The sequence below is a fragment of the Massilia sp. 9I genome (assembly GCF_902506415.1).
GTDB lineage: Bacteria > Pseudomonadota > Gammaproteobacteria > Burkholderiales > Burkholderiaceae_D > Telluria.
Genome location: NZ_LR733275.1, coordinates 5248183 through 5267069 on the forward strand (window position 1 = coordinate 5248183; position 18887 = coordinate 5267069).

General features: G+C 65.9%; 22 protein-coding genes. 17 read left to right on the forward strand and 5 right to left on the reverse strand.

The window, feature by feature from the left end:
- The first annotated feature begins 15 nt into the window (after positions 1-15).
- The 13 genes from nuoI (at position 16) to GV068_RS23595 (ending at position 11244) form a co-directional block, all read left to right on the forward strand.
- Positions 16-504 carry an NADH-quinone oxidoreductase subunit NuoI gene (gene nuoI, locus GV068_RS23535; RefSeq protein WP_027863876.1) on the forward strand — a complete coding sequence of 163 codons (489 nt, stop codon included), beginning with the start codon at positions 16-18 and terminating at the stop codon, positions 502-504.
- An 18-nt stretch (positions 505-522) separates the two neighbouring features.
- On the forward strand, positions 523-1191 hold the full coding sequence (locus tag GV068_RS23540; RefSeq protein ID WP_159703745.1) for an NADH-quinone oxidoreductase subunit J: 669 nt from the start codon (positions 523-525) through the stop codon (positions 1189-1191).
- Entirely contained in the window at positions 1188-1496 is a 309-nt protein-coding gene (nuoK, locus tag GV068_RS23545; RefSeq protein WP_027863874.1) for an NADH-quinone oxidoreductase subunit NuoK, read from the forward strand. Before GV068_RS23540 ends, nuoK begins: the two co-directional genes overlap by 4 nt.
- A 35-nt stretch (positions 1497-1531) precedes the next feature.
- Positions 1532-3643 (forward strand): NADH-quinone oxidoreductase subunit L, encoded by a 2112-nt coding sequence (gene nuoL / locus GV068_RS23550; RefSeq protein ID WP_159703748.1) that lies wholly within the window; start codon positions 1532-1534, stop codon positions 3641-3643.
- Between the two features lie 26 nt (positions 3644-3669).
- On the forward strand, positions 3670-5169 hold the full coding sequence (locus GV068_RS23555) for an NADH-quinone oxidoreductase subunit M (protein ID WP_159703751.1): 1500 nt from the start codon (positions 3670-3672) through the stop codon (positions 5167-5169).
- Positions 5170-5184: 15 nt separating this feature from the next.
- Entirely contained in the window at positions 5185-6690 is a 1506-nt protein-coding gene (nuoN, locus tag GV068_RS23560) for an NADH-quinone oxidoreductase subunit NuoN (RefSeq protein ID WP_159703754.1), read from the forward strand.
- A gap of 6 nt (positions 6691-6696) precedes the next feature.
- Positions 6697-7026, forward strand: coding sequence for a DUF2818 family protein (locus GV068_RS23565; RefSeq protein WP_159703757.1), 330 nt, complete (start codon positions 6697-6699; stop codon positions 7024-7026).
- A 32-nt stretch (positions 7027-7058) separates the two neighbouring features.
- Positions 7059-7616 carry an NUDIX domain-containing protein gene (locus tag GV068_RS23570; RefSeq protein WP_159703760.1) on the forward strand — a complete coding sequence of 186 codons (558 nt, stop codon included), beginning with the start codon at positions 7059-7061 and terminating at the stop codon, positions 7614-7616.
- Positions 7617-7620: 4 nt separating this feature from the next.
- Positions 7621-8316: a hypothetical protein gene (locus tag GV068_RS23575; RefSeq protein ID WP_159703763.1), complete on the forward strand. Its 696-nt coding sequence runs from the start codon at positions 7621-7623 to the stop codon at positions 8314-8316.
- Positions 8313-9059 (forward strand): 2-C-methyl-D-erythritol 4-phosphate cytidylyltransferase, encoded by a 747-nt coding sequence (gene ispD / locus GV068_RS23580; RefSeq protein WP_159703766.1) that lies wholly within the window; start codon positions 8313-8315, stop codon positions 9057-9059. Before GV068_RS23575 ends, ispD begins: the two co-directional genes overlap by 4 nt.
- 6 nt (positions 9060-9065) lie before the next feature.
- Entirely contained in the window at positions 9066-9584 is a 519-nt protein-coding gene (gene ispF / locus GV068_RS23585) for a 2-C-methyl-D-erythritol 2,4-cyclodiphosphate synthase (RefSeq protein ID WP_159703769.1), read from the forward strand.
- A gap of 78 nt (positions 9585-9662) precedes the next feature.
- On the forward strand, positions 9663-10931 hold the full coding sequence (locus GV068_RS23590) for an MFS transporter (protein WP_201303341.1): 1269 nt from the start codon (positions 9663-9665) through the stop codon (positions 10929-10931).
- Positions 10932-10935: 4 nt separating this feature from the next.
- Positions 10936-11244, forward strand: coding sequence for a hypothetical protein (locus GV068_RS23595; RefSeq protein ID WP_159703772.1), 309 nt, complete (start codon positions 10936-10938; stop codon positions 11242-11244).
- A gap of 2 nt (positions 11245-11246) precedes the next feature.
- Here the strand turns inward: GV068_RS23595 and GV068_RS23600 are convergent, their stop codons facing one another.
- Entirely contained in the window at positions 11247-11558 is a 312-nt protein-coding gene (locus GV068_RS23600; protein WP_159703775.1) for a hypothetical protein, read from the reverse strand.
- Positions 11555-13042: a S41 family peptidase gene (locus GV068_RS23605; protein ID WP_159703778.1), complete on the reverse strand. Its 1488-nt coding sequence runs from the start codon at positions 13040-13042 to the stop codon at positions 11555-11557. The genes GV068_RS23600 and GV068_RS23605 overlap by 4 nt, the downstream gene beginning before the upstream one ends.
- Positions 13043-13205: 163 nt before the next feature.
- Here GV068_RS23605 and GV068_RS23610 point away from each other — a divergent pair, with 163 nt between their 5' ends.
- From GV068_RS23610 to GV068_RS23625, 4 genes are all read left to right on the forward strand, one after another.
- Positions 13206-13760 (forward strand): NADPH-dependent FMN reductase, encoded by a 555-nt coding sequence (locus GV068_RS23610; protein WP_159703781.1) that lies wholly within the window; start codon positions 13206-13208, stop codon positions 13758-13760.
- Positions 13750-14175 carry a VOC family protein gene (locus GV068_RS23615; protein ID WP_159703784.1) on the forward strand — a complete coding sequence of 142 codons (426 nt, stop codon included), beginning with the start codon at positions 13750-13752 and terminating at the stop codon, positions 14173-14175. Before GV068_RS23610 ends, GV068_RS23615 begins: the two co-directional genes overlap by 11 nt.
- Complete coding sequence (locus GV068_RS23620; RefSeq protein ID WP_159703787.1) at positions 14172-15062, forward strand: ion transporter; 891 nt, start codon at positions 14172-14174, stop codon at positions 15060-15062. The genes GV068_RS23615 and GV068_RS23620 overlap by 4 nt, the downstream gene beginning before the upstream one ends.
- Positions 15063-15190: 128 nt before the next feature.
- Positions 15191-15760 (forward strand): phasin family protein, encoded by a 570-nt coding sequence (locus GV068_RS23625; protein ID WP_159703805.1) that lies wholly within the window; start codon positions 15191-15193, stop codon positions 15758-15760.
- Here the strand turns inward: GV068_RS23625 and GV068_RS23630 are convergent, their stop codons facing one another.
- The 3 genes from GV068_RS23630 to GV068_RS23640 all read right to left on the reverse strand — a co-directional run bounded on the left by GV068_RS23630 (position 15761) and on the right by GV068_RS23640 (position 18871).
- Entirely contained in the window at positions 15761-16984 is a 1224-nt protein-coding gene (locus GV068_RS23630) for an acyltransferase family protein (protein ID WP_159703808.1), read from the reverse strand.
- A gap of 109 nt (positions 16985-17093) precedes the next feature.
- A complete protein-coding gene (locus GV068_RS23635) occupies positions 17094-17819 on the reverse strand; it encodes a LytTR family DNA-binding domain-containing protein (protein WP_159703811.1) in 726 nt (241 codons plus the stop codon).
- The gene (locus GV068_RS23640) at positions 17807-18871 is read right to left on the reverse strand and encodes a sensor histidine kinase (protein WP_159703814.1); all 1065 of its coding nucleotides are present in this window, start codon (positions 18869-18871) and stop codon (positions 17807-17809) included. The genes GV068_RS23635 and GV068_RS23640 overlap by 13 nt, the downstream gene beginning before the upstream one ends.
- Positions 18872-18887: the final 16 nt, after the last annotated feature.

Genomic DNA, 18887 nt, shown 5'->3' on the forward strand with positions numbered 1-18887 from the left:
GAGAGCAAAACCAACATGAATCGGATTAAAGAAATCGTCGGCAGCCTGATGCTGTCCGAACTCTTCAAGGGCCTGGCCCTGACCGGCAAGTACGCGCTGTCGCGCAAGATCACGGTCCAGTACCCGGAAGAGAAGACGCCGATGTCGAACCGCTTCCGCGGCCTGCACGCCCTGCGTCGCTACCCCAACGGGGAAGAGCGCTGCATCGCCTGCAAGCTGTGCGAAGCCGTGTGCCCGGCAATGGCGATCACGATCGAGTCGGCGCAGCGCGAGGACGGCACCCGCCGCACCACGCGCTACGACATCGACCTGACCAAGTGCATCTTCTGCGGCTTCTGCGAAGAATCCTGCCCGGTCGACTCGATCGTCGAAACCCACGTGCTGGAATACCACGGCGAGAAACGCGGCGACCTCTACTACACCAAAGAGATGCTGCTGGCCGTCGGTGACCGCTACGAAAACGACATCGCCGCCGCCCGCGAAGCGGACGCGAAGTACCGATAAGAAGAGGCTGTCAAAGTCATGGAATTTACATCTGTCCTGTTCTACGTGTTCGCGGCCATCATGGTGCTGGCCTCGCTGCGCGTCATCACCGCAAAGAACCCGGTCCACGCCGCGCTTTTCCTGGTGCTCGCGTTCTTCAACGCGGCCGGCATCTGGATGCTGCTGAAGGCCGAGTTCCTGGCCATCGTGCTGGTGCTGGTCTATGTCGGCGCCGTGATGGTGCTGTTCCTGTTCGTCGTCATGATGCTCGACATTAATATCGACCGCATGCGCGAAGGTTTCTGGGGCTACCTGCCGGTGGCGTCGGCCGTCGGCGCCCTGATCGTGCTCGAGATGGCTGCCGTGCTGTACCGCGCGTACAACCAGACCGACCTGTCGGCCGAGGCCGCTGCCCTGAACATCGGCGGCACCAAGGAACTGGGCCTGCTGATCTATACCAAGTACATCTACGGCTTCGAGATCGCGGCCGTGATCCTGCTGGTGGCGATCATCGCCGCAGTCGCCCTGACCCTGCGTAAGCGCAAGGACACCAAAGCAATCGACCCGGGCCTCGCCGTCCGCGTCAAGCGTAACGACCGCCTGCGCATCGTCAAGATGGACGCGGTCAACCAGCGCGCCATCGACGAAGCGGCTGCCCAAAAGGCAGCGGCTGAGGCGGCCGCAGCTGCACCGAAGGAGGCACCATGACTTTGTCGCTCGCACACTACCTGATCCTGGGCGCGATCCTGTTCGCGATCTCGGTGATCGGTATCTTCCTGAACCGGAAGAACATCATCATCCTGCTGATGGCCGTCGAACTGATGCTGCTGGCGGTGAACCTGAACTTCGTCGCGTTCTCGCACTACCTCGGTGACGCGGCGGGGCAGATCTTCGTGTTCTTCATTCTGACCGTCGCGGCCGCCGAATCGGCGATCGGCCTGGCGATCCTGGTGGTCCTGTTCCGTAACCTGGACACGATCAATGTGGAAGACCTCGACAGCCTGAAGGGCTGATGGTCTCGGCTAACAATAACGACTAAGGTTCAACAATGGCGGGGCAACTCTCTTCCTCAATGTTACTGGCGGTGCCTCTGGCGCCGCTCGCAGGCTCGGCGATTGCCGGCCTGCTCGGTACCAAGTTCTTCGGTAACGTCGTCGGCCGCAAGGTATCGCATACGGCGACCATCCTGGGCGTGCTGATCGCGCTGATCATCTCGGTCCAGACCCTGATGGCGGTGCTCGACGGCGCCAGCTTCAACCAGGACATCTACACCTGGATGACCGTGGGCACGCTCAAGCTGGCCGTCGGCTTCCAGATCGATGCGCTGTCGGCAATGATGATGTGCGTGGTGACGTCCGTCTCCCTGATGGTTCACATCTACACGATCGGCTACATGGCCGAGGACGAAGGCTACAACCGCTTCTTCTCGTACATTTCGCTGTTCACCTTCTCGATGCTGATGCTGGTCATGTCCAACAACTTCCTGCAGCTGTTCTTCGGCTGGGAAGCGGTGGGCCTGGTCTCGTATCTGCTGATCGGCTTCTGGTACACCCGTCCGACCGCGATCTTCGCGAACATGAAGGCCTTCCTGGTCAACCGCGTCGGCGACTTCGGCTTCATCCTGGGCATCGGCCTGCTGCTGGCCGCTTCCGGCTCGATGCAGTACACCGACGTGTTCGCCCAGGCCGACAAGCTGGCCGGCATGACCGTGCCGGGCATCGGCTGGCCACTGCTGACCGCCGCCTGCATCTGCCTGTTCATCGGCGCGATGGGTAAATCGGCGCAGTTCCCGCTGCACGTCTGGCTGCCGGACTCGATGGAAGGCCCGACCCCGATCTCGGCGCTGATCCACGCGGCAACCATGGTTACCGCCGGCATCTTCATGGTGTCGCGCATGTCGCCGCTGTTCGAACTGTCGGACGGCGCACTCTCGTTCATCATCGTGATCGGCTCGATCACCGCGCTGTTCATGGGCTTCCTGGGCATCATCCAGAACGACATCAAGCGCGTGGTCGCTTACTCGACCCTGTCGCAGCTGGGCTACATGACCGTGGCGCTGGGCGCCTCGGCCTACTCGGTGGCCGTGTTCCACCTGATGACCCACGCCTTCTTCAAGGCGCTGCTGTTCCTCGGCGCGGGTTCGGTCATCATCGGCATGCACCACGACCAGGACATGCGCAACATGGGCGGCCTGCGCAAGTACATGCCGATCACCTGGCTGACCTCGCTGGCCGGCTCGCTGGCCCTGATCGGTACCCCGCTGTTCTCGGGCTTCTACTCGAAGGATTCGATCATCGAGGCAGTGCACGCGACCAACCTGCCGGGCGCCGGCTTCGCCAACTTCGCGGTGCTGGCAGGCGTCTTCGTGACCGCCTTCTACTCGTTCCGCATGTACTTCCTGGTCTTCCACGGCCCGGAGCGCTGGCATACCGCCCATGGCCACGACAGCCATGCGCATGACGCCCACGACCAGAAAGCTGCCGCTGCCGGTCACGATCCGCACGCGCTGCACGATTCGGATGCGCACCACGAAGAGGAACATGACGACCACGGCCACCACGGCCTGGCCCCGGGCCAGAAGCCGCACGAGTCGCCATGGGTCGTTACCCTGCCGCTGATCCTGCTGGCAATCCCGTCGATCTTCATCGGCTACTTCACCATCGAACCGATGCTGCACGGCGACTTCTTCAAGAACGTGATCTTCGTCGGCGAGAACCACACCGCGATGGAAACCCTGCGCGAAGAGTTCCATAGCGCCGGCGCCATGGCCCTGCACGGCCTGCAGACCGCACCGTTCTGGCTGGCACTGGCAGGCGTGGTGACCGCGTACTACTGCTACATGGTCAACCCGCGCGTCCCGGCCTGGTTCTATGCCAAGTTCAAGTTCCTGCATACCCTGCTGGACAACAAGTACTACATGGACAAGTTCAACGATGTCGTGTTCGCCGGCGGCGCACGCGCCATCGGTAGCGGCCTGTGGAAAGTGGGCGACCGCGGCCTGATCGACGGCCTGCTGGTCAACGGTTCGGCCAAGCTGGTGGGCTGGTTCTCGACCGTCACCCGTACTTTCCAGACGGGTTACATCTACCACTACGCGTTCGTGATGATCGTCGGCGTGCTGGCGACCCTGCTGTGGTTCTTCCCGTTCTGGCGCGGTTAATCGGGCAAAGATAAGAAAAGCGAAAAATGATGCAGTCAATCTCTACATTTCCTCCTTACCTGAGCCTGTCGATCTGGCTCCCGATCCTGTTCGGCATGATCGTGCTGGCCGTCGGCCGCGACAAGAACGCGGGCTTCACCCGCATGCTGTCGCTGGTCGGTGCCGTGGTCAGCTTCCTGCCGACCCTGCCGCTGATCATGAACTTCGACAGCGCCGCGCACGGCATGCAGTTCTATGAAGCCGCCGCCTGGATCGAACGCTTCAATGTGTTCTACAAACTGGGCGTCGACGGCCTGTCGCTGTGGTTCATCCCGCTGACCGCCTTCATCACCATCATCGTGGTGCTGGCGGCGTGGCAGGTGATCGACGAGCGCATCGGCCAGTACATGGGTTCCTTCCTGATCTTGTCGGGCCTGATGATCGGCGTGTTCGCCTCGCTGGACGGCCTGCTGTTCTACTTCTTCTTCGAAGCCACCCTGATCCCGATGTACATCATCATCGGTGTGTTCGGCGGCCCGAACCGCGTGTACGCGGCATTCAAGTTCTTCCTGTACACGTTCTTCGGCTCGCTGCTGACCCTGGTCGCGATCATCTACCTGTACAACCAGGCCGGCTCCTTCGACATCCTGGAATGGCACAAGCTGCCGCTCACGATGAACGAGCAGATCCTGATCTTCATCGCCTTCTTCATGGCCTTCGCCGTGAAGGTTCCGATGTGGCCGGTGCACACCTGGCTGCCGGACGCCCACGTGGAAGCGCCGACCGGCGGTTCCGTGGTGCTGGCCGCGATCATGCTGAAGCTGGGCGCGTACGGCTTCCTGCGATTCTCGCTGCCGATCGCGCCGGACGCTTCGCACTACCTGGCCCCGGTGGTCATCGTGCTGTCCCTGATCGCCGTGATCTACATCGGCCTGGTCGCCATGGTCCAGAAGGACATGAAGAAACTGGTCGCGTACTCGTCGATCGCCCACATGGGCTTCGTCACCCTGGGCTTCTTCATGTTCAACGACCTGGGCGTGCAGGGCGGCCTGATGCAGTCGATCTCGCACGGCTTTGTGTCGGGCGCGATGTTCCTGTGCATCGGCGTGCTGTACGACCGCGTCCACTCGCGTGAAATCGCCGACTACGGCGGCGTGGTCAACACCATGCCGAAGTTCGCCGCCTTCGCCGTGCTGTTCTCGATGGCCAACGCCGGCCTGCCGGCCACCTCGGGCTTCATCGGCGAATTCATGGTGATCCTGGGCGCCGTGCAATTCAACTTCTGGACCGGCCTGCTGGCTGGCACCGCCCTGATCCTGGGCGCGGCTTACTCGCTGTGGATGGTCAAGCGCGTCGTGTTCGGCCCGATCGGCAACAAGCACGTCGCCGAGCTGACCGACCTGAACGGCCGCGAGTTCGCCATCCTGGGCGTGCTGGCCATCGCCACCCTGTGGATGGGCCTGTACCCGGCGCCGATCGCCGAGACCCTGCAGGTGTCGGTGACCGACCTCCTGCAACACGTCGCAGTCAGCAAAGTGCCTCAATAAACTGCCATGAATGAAATGACCTCAACCTTGCATGCGGCGACCGACACCAACCTGGCGCCGGTCTATGCCGAAATCTTCCTGCTGATCGCGGCTTCCGCGATCCTGCTGATCGACATGTTCCTGAAGGAGGGCAAGCGCAACCTGACTTACGCGCTGAGCCTGATCGCCATCGCCGGCTGCGGCGTGCTGACCTTCGCCGACATGGGCACCGGCGCCACCGTCATGACCTTCAACGGCATGTACGTGTCGGACCCGATGTCCAACCTGCTCAAGCTGGTGACCTACGTGGCCACCGCCATGACCCTGGTGTATTCGCGCCAGTACGCGGGCGACCGCGCCATGATGTCCGGTAACCTGGGCGGCGAGTTCTACGTGCTCGCGCTGTTCTCGATGCTGGGCCAGATGATCATGATCTCGGGTTCGAGCATGCTCTCGATCTACCTGGGCGTGGAACTGATGTCGCTGTCGCTGTACGCCCTGGTGGCGCTGCGCCGCGACCACGCGATCTCGACCGAAGCCGCGATGAAGTACTTCATCCTGGGCGCGCTGTCCTCGGGCTTCCTGCTGTACGGCATGTCGATGATCTACGGCGCCACCGGTTCGCTGAATATCGACGCCATCAACCAGGTGAGCTCGGCCGCCGGCGCGAACTCGACCATCCTGGTGTTCGGCCTGGTGTTCATCGTCGCCGGTCTGGCCTTCAAGCTGGGCGTGGTCCCGTTCCACATGTGGGTCCCGGACGTGGTGCAGGGCGCCCCGACCGCCGTCACCCTGCTGCTGGGCGGCGCGCCGAAGCTGGCGACCTTCGCCATGGTGATCCGCCTGCTGGTGGAAGGCCTGCCGGCCATGGCCTTCGACTGGCAGCAGATGCTGCTGGTGCTGGCCGTGCTGTCGCTGGCCGTGGGTAACATCACCGCGATCGCGCAGACCAACATCAAGCGTATGCTGGCGTACTCGACCATTGCGCAGATGGGCTTCGTGGTGCTGGGCATGATGACCGGCGTGGTCAACGGCGACAGCAGCAATGCCGCCGCGTCGTACAGCGCCGCGATGTACTACACCATCACCTACGTCCTGACCACGGTCGGCAGCTTCGGCCTGATCATGATGCTGGCGCGCGCCGGCCACGAGGCCGAGACCATCGCCGACTTCAAGGGCCTGGGCAAGCGTTCGCCATGGTTCGCGATCGTCATGACCATCCTGATGTTCTCGCTGGCGGGCGTGCCGCCGATGGTCGGCTTCATGGCCAAGTGGGCCGTGCTGCAGGCTGTCGCCAACGCCGGCATGGTGTGGCTGGCCGTGGTCGCCGTGCTGTTCTCGCTGATGGGCGCCTTCTACTACCTGCGCATCGTCAAGACCATCTGGTTCGACGACGCTGCCGATACCGCTGCGATCCACACCCCGGCCGACATGCGCGTCGTGATGTCGCTCAACGGCGTGGCCGTGGTCCTGCTGGGTATCGTCCCGGGCTGGCTGCTGGCGGTGTGCTACAGCACCATGCAGGCAACCCTCGCGAAGTAATCGGCCTTGGATTCCTCCCTGGCCTCCTGGCTGGTGGTCGCGATTGCACTCGCGGCCGCCAACCTGCCTTTCCTCACCGAGCGTGTGTTCGGCCTTGTTCCTCTCAAGGCCAGCACTGCCGGTGACGGCACCCAGCGCACGAAGCCGTTCCCGCTGCGCCTGTTAGAGTTAATTGTTTTATACTTTGTCGTCGGCTTCCTGGCTCGCGCCCTGGAATCCCGGATCGGCGCCGTGTTCGGGCAGAACTGGGAGTTCTATGCGATCACCGGTTGCCTGTTCCTGGTGCTGGCGTTCCCCGGTTTCATCCTCCGTTACCTGCGCAAACGCCGCGCCTGATTCCCGTAACGCAGTACAAGACTGGAGACCGCATGGTTTCAGATTTACGCGAGACCCGCATCGACGGCGGTGTGGTCTATGACGGCCATTTCCTCAAAGTCGAGCGCGACAAGATCCGGCTGCCCGACGGTTCCACCTCCCACCGTGAATTCTTCCGCCACCCCGGCGCCGTGGTCATCCTGCCGCTGCTGCCCGATGGCCGCATCCTGCTGGAACGCCAGTTCCGCTATCCGAATTCCCAGGTGTTCATCGAGTTCCCCGCCGGGAAGATCGATCCGGGCGAGGATCACCTGGCCTGCGCCGAGCGCGAGCTGGAAGAAGAGACCGGCTACACCGCCGGCAAGTGGCGCTTCGTCTGCACCATTCACAATGCCATCGCCTATTCGGACGAGCACCTCGAGCTGTTCCTGGCCGAAGACCTGCAAGCCGGCGAGCAGAAGCTGGACGAGGGCGAATTCCTGGAAATCTTCAGTGTCACGCTGCCGGAGCTGCTGGGCATGGTCCAGCGCGGCGAGATCACCGACGTGAAGACCATCATCGGCACCTTCTGGCTCGAGAAGATCCTGTCCGGCAGCTGGAACCTGGCGTAGTGCGATGAAATCGTGGCTGGCGCTTGTCCTGTGGTGCTGGGCGCTGGCAGCCACGGCCGCGCCACGGACCGCGTTCCAGGCGCGCTGCGAGGACACCATCGGCGAGACGCTCTCCGTGCTGACAGGCACGCAGAATGGTTTTCGGATCGACAACACCGTCGGTTTCCGTTCCTTGACCGTGATGAAGGGAAAGGCGCGTCCCGGTCAGGTGGTGCTGGGCCTGACCCGCACCGAGTCGATCGTCAGCATCAACGTCGGCGGGCGCCTGCTCACCGATCCGGCCAGCGGCTACGAATGCATCGCGCCGCACATCGAGATCAAGCTTTACTATCCGCCGATCGTGGTCTACGTCAGCCGCGAGTTCCGGCCCGGTTCCTGCGCCTACGAGGAAGTGCTGGCGCACGAGATGCGTCACCTGAACACCTACCTCGACTACCTGCCCAAGGCGGAAAGCCGGGTGCGCCAGGCGCTCGAGCGCCGTTTCGAGGACAAGCCCCTGTATGCGCGCATCGGCCAGGCACAAAGCCTGCTCCAGCGCGAAATCGACCGCGGCTGGATGCCCTATATTAAAAGCGAGATGGCGAAGGTCGAGGCCTTGCAGGCGGCGATCGACTCGCCCCAGGAATATGCCCGCCTCGGCAAGGTTTGCGGAGGTGAGGTACAGTCGCTGATTCGACCTGTACGAAAACGCAAGACATGACGATTGACACAGCCGTACCCGCAACCAACGAGCTTTCGCAGCGCTATTTCGCGCTGATTCCCGCCGCCGGCGTCGGCGCCCGCATGGCCGCCGGCAGCCCCAAGCAATACCTGCCCATCGCCGGCAAGCCGATGCTGCGCCACACCATCGACGCCTTCCGCTCCAGTCCGTACATCGCGCACACCTATGTGGTGGTGAGCGCGGACGACCCCTACATCGACGCCATCGTGCCGCCAGGCGGCGTCACCGTGCTGCGCTGCGGCGGCGCCACGCGCATGGAATCGATCCGCAATGGCCTGCGCATGCTGCACGACAGCGTGGCCTTGGACGACTGGATCTTGGTGCACGACGCCGCCCGTCCAGGGCTGGACGCGGAACTGATCGCCCGCCTGATCGTCGAAACGGGTGAGCACCCGGCCGGCGGTTTGCTGGCGCTGCCGGTGGTCGATACCGTCAAACGCAGCGTGGCGGGGGAGGTGGCAACGGTGGCGCGCGACGGCCTGTGGCTGGCGCAGACGCCGCAGATGTTCCGCTACCAGTTATTATGCCGCGCACTCGACGCCGCGACGGACCCGGCCGCGATTACCGATGACGCCAGCGCGGTTGAAGCGCTGGGACTGGCCCCCAAGTTGGTGGAAGGGCATCCCCGCAACCTGAAAGTCACGCTGCCTGCCGACATCCGGATCGCCGAGATGTACCTGGCAGCCTTTGCTGATCAACCAATCGAACCGCAAGCGAGCTGAATGACCATGGCACAAGCATCCTTCAATCCCACTCCGCCATTCCGCATCGGAACCGGCTACGACTGCCACGCGCTGGTCGAGGGGCGCAAGCTCATCGTCGGCGGCGTGACCATCCCGCACCGGCTGGGCCTGCTCGGCCACTCGGACGCCGACGTGTTGCTGCACGCGGTCATCGATGCGCTGCTGGGCGCCGCAGCCCTGGGCGACATCGGCAAGCATTTCCCGGACACCGACCCGATGTTCGCCGGCGCCGATTCGCGCACCTTGCTGCGCGAGGTGGCGCACCGCGTGGTGGCGACCGGTTACACCATCGGCAACATCGACGCAACCATCATCGCTCAGCAGCCGAAGATGGCGCCGCACATCCCGCAAATGGTCTCGCGTATCGCCGAAGACCTGGGCGTGTCGCCGCAGCAGGTCAACGTCAAGGCCAAGACCAACGAAAAGCTCGGCTTCCTCGGGCGCGAAGAGGGCATGGCGGCTGAGGCGGTCGCGATGCTGATCCGCGCACCCGAAGCAGGCTGATTGATGCTTGTCTGACATGTGCGTGCATATGCACTATAATTCGTCGAATGGGCATTCCGCCCGTTCGAGGAGGCGCACATGACGCACGCACATGAACAAGAAACAATGACGCCGCGCGCGGCCTGGATGCTGATCCTGGCCGCAAGCACGATCCTGATGATCACGATGGGCGCCCGCCTGACCACGGGCCTGTTCCTGTCGCCGATCAATACCTCCACCGGCCTCGGCATCGCCACCATCAGCTTCGCGATGGCGGTGGCCCAGCTCATGTGGGGCGCCTCGCAACCGATCTTCGGCGCCATCGCCGACAAGTATGGCCCGGCGCGGGTCATCGTGATCGGCGGCCTCATGCTCGCCATGGGCACCGCCCTCACGCCCTTCATGGATTCCGAGTGGGGCCTGCTGCTCAGCATGGGCCTCCTGTCCGCTGCCGGCGCGGGGGCAGGGAGCTTCTCGATCCTGATCGGCGCCACCGCCCAGCGCCTGCCCGCCGAGCGGCGCGCCTTCGCCTCCGGCTTCATCAACGCCGGCGGCTCCTTCGGCCAGTTCGTGTTCGCGCCGCTGATGCAGGCAATTATCGCCTCCGCCGGCTGGGTCATCGCGATGCTGACCATGGCGGCCACGACCTTGCTGACCATCCCCTTGGCGCTGGGCATGCGCAAGAAGCCGGCCGTGCCCATCGCAGCGCCGGCTTCGGCCGCCACGGCGACGCCGGTCGCAGCCGGCATGAGCCTGACCGAACAGCTGCGCCAGGCCATGCGCGACCGCAGCTACCTGTGCCTGCACCTGGGCTTCTTCACCTGCGGCTTCCACATCGCCTTCCTGGTCACCCACCTGCCACAGGAAGTCGCGCTGTGCGGCCTGTCGGCGGGCGTCTCCGCCACCGCGTTGGCCCTGATCGGCCTGTTCAACATCGCCGGCAGCCTGGCCGCCGGCGCACTGGCCAACCGCTACCGCATGAAGTCGCTGCTGGCCTTCATCTACGGCGCTCGCGCCCTGATCATCGTGGCCTACCTGCTGGCGCCAAAGGCCGCGCTGACCTTCTACCTGTTCGCCGGCGCACTCGGCTTCACCTGGCTGGCTACGGTGCCGCCCACGGCCGGGCTGGTGGGCAAGCTGTTCGGCATGCGCTACCTGGCGACCCTGTTCGGCATGACCCTGCTGTCGCACCAGATCGGCGGCTTCTTCGGCGCCTGGCTCGGCGGCCTGTCCTTTGTCCGCTTCGGCGACTATACGTGGATGTGGTACGCCGACATCCTGCTGGCGGTCGCGGCGGCCCTGATCAACCTGCCGATCCGCGAGGCCAAGGTGGCGCGCCCGGCGGCGCTGGCTGGGGCGAAGGGCTGAGCGGATGGCGCGCGAAGCCTGGGCCTATCGCGAGCTCGCCGTCGAGTCGGCGCTGGATCCGCGCAGCGGGCGGGTCATCATCCGGCCGGTGTCGGGCCAGGCCTACGCGACCTCGCTGCGCGTGCAGTGTTCGCGCGCGTTGTCCGATCCGGAGCGCTATCCGGTCGGCACGCGCTTCCTGCTGTCCGCCAAGCTGACCGACCGCCTCGGCGGCGCCCCTTATCTGTACGCTTGGCACGGCGACCCGGTGGTCGTCATGAGCAAGGCGGCGCTGACCCGCTTCCTGGGCGAGCGCAAGCGGCTGCGGCTCTGAGCTCAGTAGTGCGTCAGTTTCATGAAGACGAACCATCCCAGGACGGTGAGGAGCATCAGGGTCGCCAGTGCGCCGAACACGGGGCCGGCCCGCCGCGGCTTGTAGTGCGTCCACAGCACGGCCAGGCCGCCGAAGACGAAGACCAGGCTGGCGCAAATGGCGAGCCAGCGCGGAGGAGGGAATTCCGGCACGCGCCACCGCCGCCGGCTCGGCACACCTTCGACGAGTCCGGAGGTGAAGGCGAGCGCCACAAGCCCGATCAGCAGCATGCCGAGCCCGCACAGCAGCGCGTCGCGCCGGGTGGTCCTGCTCATTTGCCCGCGAGGTCGCGTTCCACCACCTCGAGGAAGGTGGCCGTGGTCCAGCGCAGGCTGGTGACCGGGATATCCGGGCGGTAGAACTCGCCGTTGCCGCGCGGCCGGTTGACGTACAGTTTCGTCGGCACGACGACTCTTCCCAGTCCTCCCGGCAGCGGCTCGATCCTCACTTCCATATAAGTCGAATCGGCGGAACTCGGCGCCCCGACCAGCTTCGTGTTCGGGAACAGTTTGAAGTAATCGATGGCGTCCAGGCAGGCGCTCGCGCAGTTACCCGGGACGATCACGTAGACCGGACGGGTGAAGGGCGCGGGCGCCGGCTGCGGCGCCGCTTCGGTCGCCTCCTCCTCGTCCTTGCGGATGGCATAAGGTGACTTGGCCGCCAGCGCCTTGCGCATCGCCGCTTCGCGTTCGGCCCACCACTGCGCGGACGCGGTTTCGCCCCTGGCCAAGTCGTCTTCCCTGGTGCGCTGGTAATAGGCGATGTTGCCCGGCGAGGCGCGGTACCAGACTTCGACGCCGGCATTGCGCGCATCGTCGCGGCGCTTCAGCTCCGCGTCGCCCCACAGGGCCTTCGCGAATTGCTGGCTCCAGTCCGAGCTGCCGCCCTGGTTGCGGCGCAGGTCGACCACGACCGCGTCCGCGCCGAGGAAGCGCGCGCGCTGGCTGCGCACCTGCTCGTAGATGGCGCGGTAGGCCGCGCGTTCCTCGTCGGATGGCTGGAAGGTCGGCATCGCCACCCAGAACAAATTCTTGCGCGGTTCGCTCAGGCCGACCGGCAGGGCATCGCCGGCGACGCTTTCGCGCAGCAGGGGCGCGAGCGACTTGGGCGCCTCGCGCCAGGCCAGGCTGCGTTCGACCTGGCGGCCATCAAGCTCGAACACGCAGCGTTTTGGCCGTGCCACGAACGGGTTGCCCGTGTCGATGAACAGGTTGCGCGTCTGGCTCCACCACTGGCCGTCTTCCTTGATGCGTCCCAGGAAGGCGAACACGTTCTGCTCCAGCAGCGTGCGCGCCGGCTTGCCGTCGCAGGACACGATGCGTTCGCCTTCGCGCGCGGCGCCGTCCTCGCTGGCATAGACGAACAGGTCGCCGCGCCAGGCGGCAACGAAGCCGGGCCACTGGGCCGGCCTGACGGCGGCGGCATCGAAGCTTGGATAGACGCCCGCATGACCGTCGTGGATGCGGTTCGAGAAGCCCAGCAGGGCCGCGATGTAGCCGCTGCCGTCGCTCACTTGCGCCGCCAGCGCGGCGCCGTGGGCCTTGGCGGCGCGCAGGTTGGTCAGGAAGGCGGGATTGTGCGGATCATGGGCGCCGGCATGGTTGGCGAGCGTGACGCGGTAGCCTGCTTCGACGTCGCGCAGGGCGGCGGCGCGCCATTGCTTGGGGCTGGTCGGCAGTTTGGGTTCAGCATCTGCGGCAAGGGCTGCGCCGGACACGCCTGCCAGGAGGGCGGCAAGGAAGATCGAGGTGAAGCGCATGGCAGGGGACTCATGGGATGCGGAGCGCCCACAATACAACGCGCCTGCCGTGCGGAAATGCGTGGTTTGTCACGTCCTGTTCCGCCCGCTAACAGGGGCGGGCAGCGCGAGCGTGCAAAAATGGTTAACATCAGGTTTTGCGACCGAACCCGAAAGGAACACCATGGCCACACGGAACATCGCCGTCATCGTCGGCAGCCTGCGCAAGGACTCGTTCACCCGCAAGGTGGCGCGATCGATGATCGAACTGGCGCCCGCCAGCCTCCACATGGAGATCGTCGAGATCCGCGACCTGCCGCTGTACAACCAGGACGACGAGACCGACAATCCGCCGGCCGCGTTCACTGCATTCCGCGAGCGCATCAGGCAGGCCGACGGCATCCTGTTCTGTACGCCGGAATACAACCGCTCGGTCCCGGGCGCTCTGAAGAACGCGATCGACGTCGGCTCGCGCCCCTACGGCAAGGCGGCTTACGCCGACAAGCCCTGCGCGGTGGTCAGTGTCTCGCCGGGCGCGCTGGGCGGCTTCGGCGCCAACCACCACCTGCGCCAGATGCTGCCTTTCCTGAACATGCCCTGCATGCCGGCGCCGGAAGCCTATGTCGGCATGGTGGCCGGCAAGTACGAGGGCGATCGCCTGATCGACGATGGAAGCCGCGCCTTCTTCCAGACCTTCATCGACAGCTTTGCCGCCTGGATCGAGCGCCATGCCAAGTGAGCACCCGATCGCGGTGCGCGGGCTCGACCACATCGTCCTGCGCGTCGCCGACCTCGACGCCATGATCGCCTTCTACGGCGAGGTGCTGGGCTGCCGCGTCGAGCGGCGCCTGGAGGAGCTTGGACTGATTCAGCTACGCGCCGGCCATTCCCTGATCGACCTTGTGCCGGTCGACAGCAAGCTGGGCCGCGAGGGCGGCGCGGCCCCTGGGGTAGGTGGCCGCAACCTCGACCACCTGTGCCTGCGTGTCGAACCCTTCGACGAAGCCGCGATCCGGCGCCACCTGGATGCCCACGGCGTGCCCGCCGGCCCGGTTGAATCGCGCTATGGCGCTGAAGGCGAGGGGCCGTCGATATACCTGCTCGACCCGGAGCGCAACACCGTCGAGCTCAAGGGACCGCCCTACGCAACATGAAGGCCGGCGCCTCCACCCGAGGGAACAACACGCCCGCCCGCTACGGCCGCCCGGACGGCTGGCGCGGCCGCCTGTACGACATCATCTTCCGCAGCGACTCCAAGGCGGGACGACGTTTCGACATCGCGCTGGTGGGGGCGATCCTGCTCAGCATCCTGGTGGTGGTGCTCGACAGCGTGCCGCTGATCCACGCCCGCTACACCGGGCTGATGCGCGTGCTGGAATGGAGCTTCACGCTGCTGTTCACCTTCGAATACGCGGCGCGCCTGCTGTGCGTGCGCCAGCCGCTGCGTTACGCCACCAGCTTCTACGGCATCGTCGACCTGCTGTCGGTGCTGCCGACCTACGTGTCGCTGCTGGTGCCGGGCAGCGAAGCGCTGCTCGACATCCGCATCCTGCGCCTGCTGCGGCTGTTCCGCATCTTCAAGCTCACCCTCTACATCGAGGAATACACGCGCCTGGCCGAGGCCTTGGCCGCCAGCCGGCGCAAGATCATGGTGTTCCTGTCGGTGGTGCTGATGGCGGTGCTGATCCTGGGCACCGTAATGTACGTGGTCGAGGGGCCGGCGCACGGCTATACCAGCATCCCGACCGCGATGTACTGGGCGATCGTCACCATGACCACGGTGGGCTATGGCGACATCACCCCGCACACCACGCTCGGCAAGGCGATCGCATCCTTCATGATGCTGCTCGGCTGGGGCATCCTGGCGGTGCCGACCGGCATCGTCACCGCAGAGATGACGGCGCGCCGCAACGACCGCCGCCACGGCCCGGCGCGCGTGCCGCGCAACTGCGAAGTGTGCGGCAACGGCGGCCACGAAGCGAGCGCAACATTCTGCAAGGATTGCGGCGCCGAACTGCCGAAGGTGCAGGCCAGGCGCTGACGCCCGGCGGGCGCACCTTTGGCCCAGATCAAACGCGGCCTGGCCAGCGTCTTTAGTCTTCTAGCCTCGTGCCGCGGCCAGTGCGCCGTGGCGTGCCTTTCAATGAAACTATAGAACGAGGTCAACGCATGTTTCCCTTTTCTCAGACCCCGGCCGTGCGCTCCCACATGGACGCGCAGACCGCCTTCCTGAACGACATGTCCAAGTCGATGTTCCGTTCCTTCCAGCAGATGTGCGACCTGAACATCCAGCTGGTCCAGACCCTGGTCGAAGAAAGCACCCTGGCCAGCCAGCAGGTGCTGAGCGCCGACCGCCAGACCGAGCTGCTCAGCGCAGCCTCGGCACGCGCCCAGCCGACCAGCGAGAAGCTGCGCGCCTACCAGCACCACGTCTCGCGCCTGGCGGCCGAAGCGCAGGTCGACATGGCGCGCGTGACCGAGCAGCACGTGCAGAACACCACCCGTACCGCACGCGCCCTGGTCGACGAAGTGGCGCGCACCACCGCCGAGGAGACCGAACGCAACATCCGCACCCAGCAGGAAGCGCTGCGCAATGCCGCCGATCCGTTCGCACGTCCGGACGGCGACGCGCGCCGTTCGATGGATGGCAACGGTGAAGTCCACCGCGGCCAGCCGGGGCAGGGCGCGCAGCAGGCCAATGCCCAGGGCAACCGTCCGTCAGGCGCCTCGACGCATTGATCAGCCGGCGGCTGCGGCGCCCGCGACGGGCGCAGCGGCTGCCGCCGGTGCGCCCGTCCGCCTTTGCGGCGCCAGGCCGAACAAGGGCCGCAGGACACGGACGCGCCGCACCACTTCAAAAATCCCGAAGCTCAGGCTCAAGGTCAGCACCACCAGCAGCAGCGCTTCCAGGCCAGGCGCGATGCGCAGCGGCTTCATTGCGTGCGCCATCGTGACGATCAGGGTCTGGTGCAGGATGTAGACCGGGAAGATCGCTTCGTTCAGGTAGCGCCGTGCCGGGCCGTCATGGTCGAGGTGGCGCTTGGCGAAACCGCAGGCGGCAAGCATCGCGCTCCAGGCCAGCAGCGCATACATCGAATACATGAAGGGGCGCAGCACCGCCACCACCGGCGGCGAGATGATGTCGTAGGTCACCGCATCCCACATCACCAGCAGCGTCCAGCCGGTCACGGCGATGCCCAGCGCCGGCCAGCGCAGGGGCGGCAGGCGCGCCCAGAAGCCCGGCACGCGCGCCACCAGGGCGCCGAGCAGGAAGGGCAGGAAGGACATCGCGTGGTTGTACCAGTCGCCCACGACGGCGTGGTTGGTCGGGAAGTGCTCGACCAGCGCCACGCGCGCCAGCGCCAGCACGGCGGCGGGCAGGGCGACGATGCGCCAGCCCTGCAGCAAGCTACCTACCCATGCCGCGATGCGGTCGAAACGCGGACCCAGCGCCGCGATGAGCGCGCCCAGCAGCACCGTGTAGATCCACAGATAGGCGACGAACCACAGGTGGTTCCAGGTCGGCAGGATCAGGCAATCCTCGCGGCAGAAACCCTTGTAGGCTTGCAGGTAAAGGCGCATGAAGGCCCCGTAGCCGTCGGCGTAGCCGAGCTTCTCGACCACCTCCAGGTAGGGCTGTGGCGGCACCACCACCAGCATGCCGAACACCAGCGGCACCAGCAGCCGCACGCTGCGCCGGCGCAGGAAGGGCGCGGTGCCGGCCTTGCGCAGCATGAGGCTGGCGGCTGCGCCCGCGATGAAGAACAGCAGCCCCAGGCGCCAGGGCGAGGACAGCATCATGAAGGGTTCCGGGCCGCTGCCGGCGAAGGGGCTCTTCACGTGCCAGTCCCAACTCACGTAATACATGCCGACGTGGTAGAGGATCAGGATGAAGAAGGCGATGATGCGTACCCAGTCGAGGAAGTACAGGCGGGCGTTCAGCCCGGGATGATCACGGTTCATGGCGCGCTCTCGTTGTAGGAATGGCGCCAGCATGCCGGGCCGGCGCGTGGAGAGCGAGCGGAATGGGGCGAAGCGGGTCCGCGGCGGGGCGGAACGGACGCCGCGAGCCCTACGGAAGGTGGAGCGCGGCCACGAGCGCGGCGCGGTACTGGCGGCTGCAGGGCACGGTCGCGCCGCTGCGCAGCACCAGTTCGCAGTCGCCCTTGTCGAGCGGGACGACGCGCTCGACTTCGGTGGGGCGCACCGCCGCGCGCCGGTGGCAGCGCACGAAGTCGCCGCCGAGCTGTGCGAGCAGGCTTGATAAGGTCTGGCGCAGCAGCGGCGTGCCCTGCGCGGTGTGCAGCGCCACGTAGTTGTCGGCGGTCTCGAGCCAGGCGATGTCCGCCACCTGCACCACGCGCGTAGCCCCGCGCTCGGTCACCAGCAGCTGGCGCGGCGCCAGTCCCGTCGCCGCTTGCGCCGTGCGCGCCGCATGGCGCGCATCGATTCGCTCCTGCAACCGCTCCAGCGCCCGCCGCAGGCGCGCCGCGTCAAAGGGCTTGAGCAGGTAGTCGATGGCGTTCGCGTCGAACGCGCGCAGTGCGTATTCGTCATAGGCGGTAACAAAAACCACCAGCGGCGCCGGCTGCGGCAGCGAGGCTGCCAGGTCGATGCCGGACAGCTCTGGCATCTCGACGTCGAGCAGCAGGGCGTCCGGCTGGAACTGCGTCAGCAGGCGCAGCGCCTCGTGACCGTCGGCGGCTTCCTCGATGGCCTCGATGCCTGGGGCCGAAGCCAGCATGCGGCGTAGGCGCTCGCGCGCCGGGCGTTCGTCGTCGACGATCAGGATGCGCATGGCAGCCTCAGTTCGGTGCGCACGCCGCCCGGCGCCAGCTGGGACAGGGTCAGGCTGGCGCGTTCGCCATACAGGGCTCCCAGGCGCGCGCGCAGATTGGCCAGGCCGAGGCCAGGCCCCGCGCCGTCGCTCTGCTTGGTCAAGGTCCCGCTGTCGTCGTCGACGCGCAGCACCAGCTCCATTCCCTCGCGCGCTGTGCTGACCGTGATGCGGACCGGTGCCCGCTGGCGCTCGACCGTGTGCTTGAACACGTTCTCCAGCAGCGGCTGCACGCTCATGGCCGGCAGCAGCGCGGCCTGTACACCGTCCTCGATGCGCCAGTCGACCGTGGCGCGGCCGTCGAAGCGCTGCTCCATCACGCCCGCATAGGCGCGCGCCAGGCGCAGTTCCTCCTCCAGCGTGGCCTGGGCCCGCTCGCCCAGCGCGAGGGCCGCGCGCAGCAGGTCGGCCAGCTGCACCAGGGTGGCGTCGGCGCGCGCCACGTCGGTGTGCATCAGCGAGGAGATGGTGTTGAGCGCATTGAACAGGAAATGCGGTTGCATCTGGCGAGACAGCGACTGCAGCTGGGCCTCGCGCAGCAGGGCGCCGGCCCGTTCCTCGCGCAGGCGCGCGCCGAGCAGCTCGCGGTAGGACAGCAAACCGAAACCGATGACGGTGAACAGGCCGACGAAGACGGTGAGCTTCATCGCTTCGTAGACGAAGACCTCGCCCCAGGGCTCGTGGTCGTAGCTGGCCCCGAGCAGCGCATACACGCCGTGGCGAATGCCGAAAGCCAGCGGAATGAAAGCGACCCAGTACAGGGGCAGCATGCTGGCCTGCAGCGCGAACCAGCGCCAGGGCGCGGTGATCAGGTGGTCGAAGCGTGCGCTGAAGCGGCGCTGCAGGAGCAGCAGGGCGGTGCAGACCAGCGCCGACGAAGTCTCCCACAGCACCGGCTGCCACCAGGCGCTGCCGCCGTCGCGCCGGTAGTCTTCCACGGCGACCAGCACCATCAGGCTCCAGAACAGGAGCCAGGCGATGGCGAAGGCGGCTTTGCTGCGGGTCGGGTTCATGGGGGCCTGGGGTGCG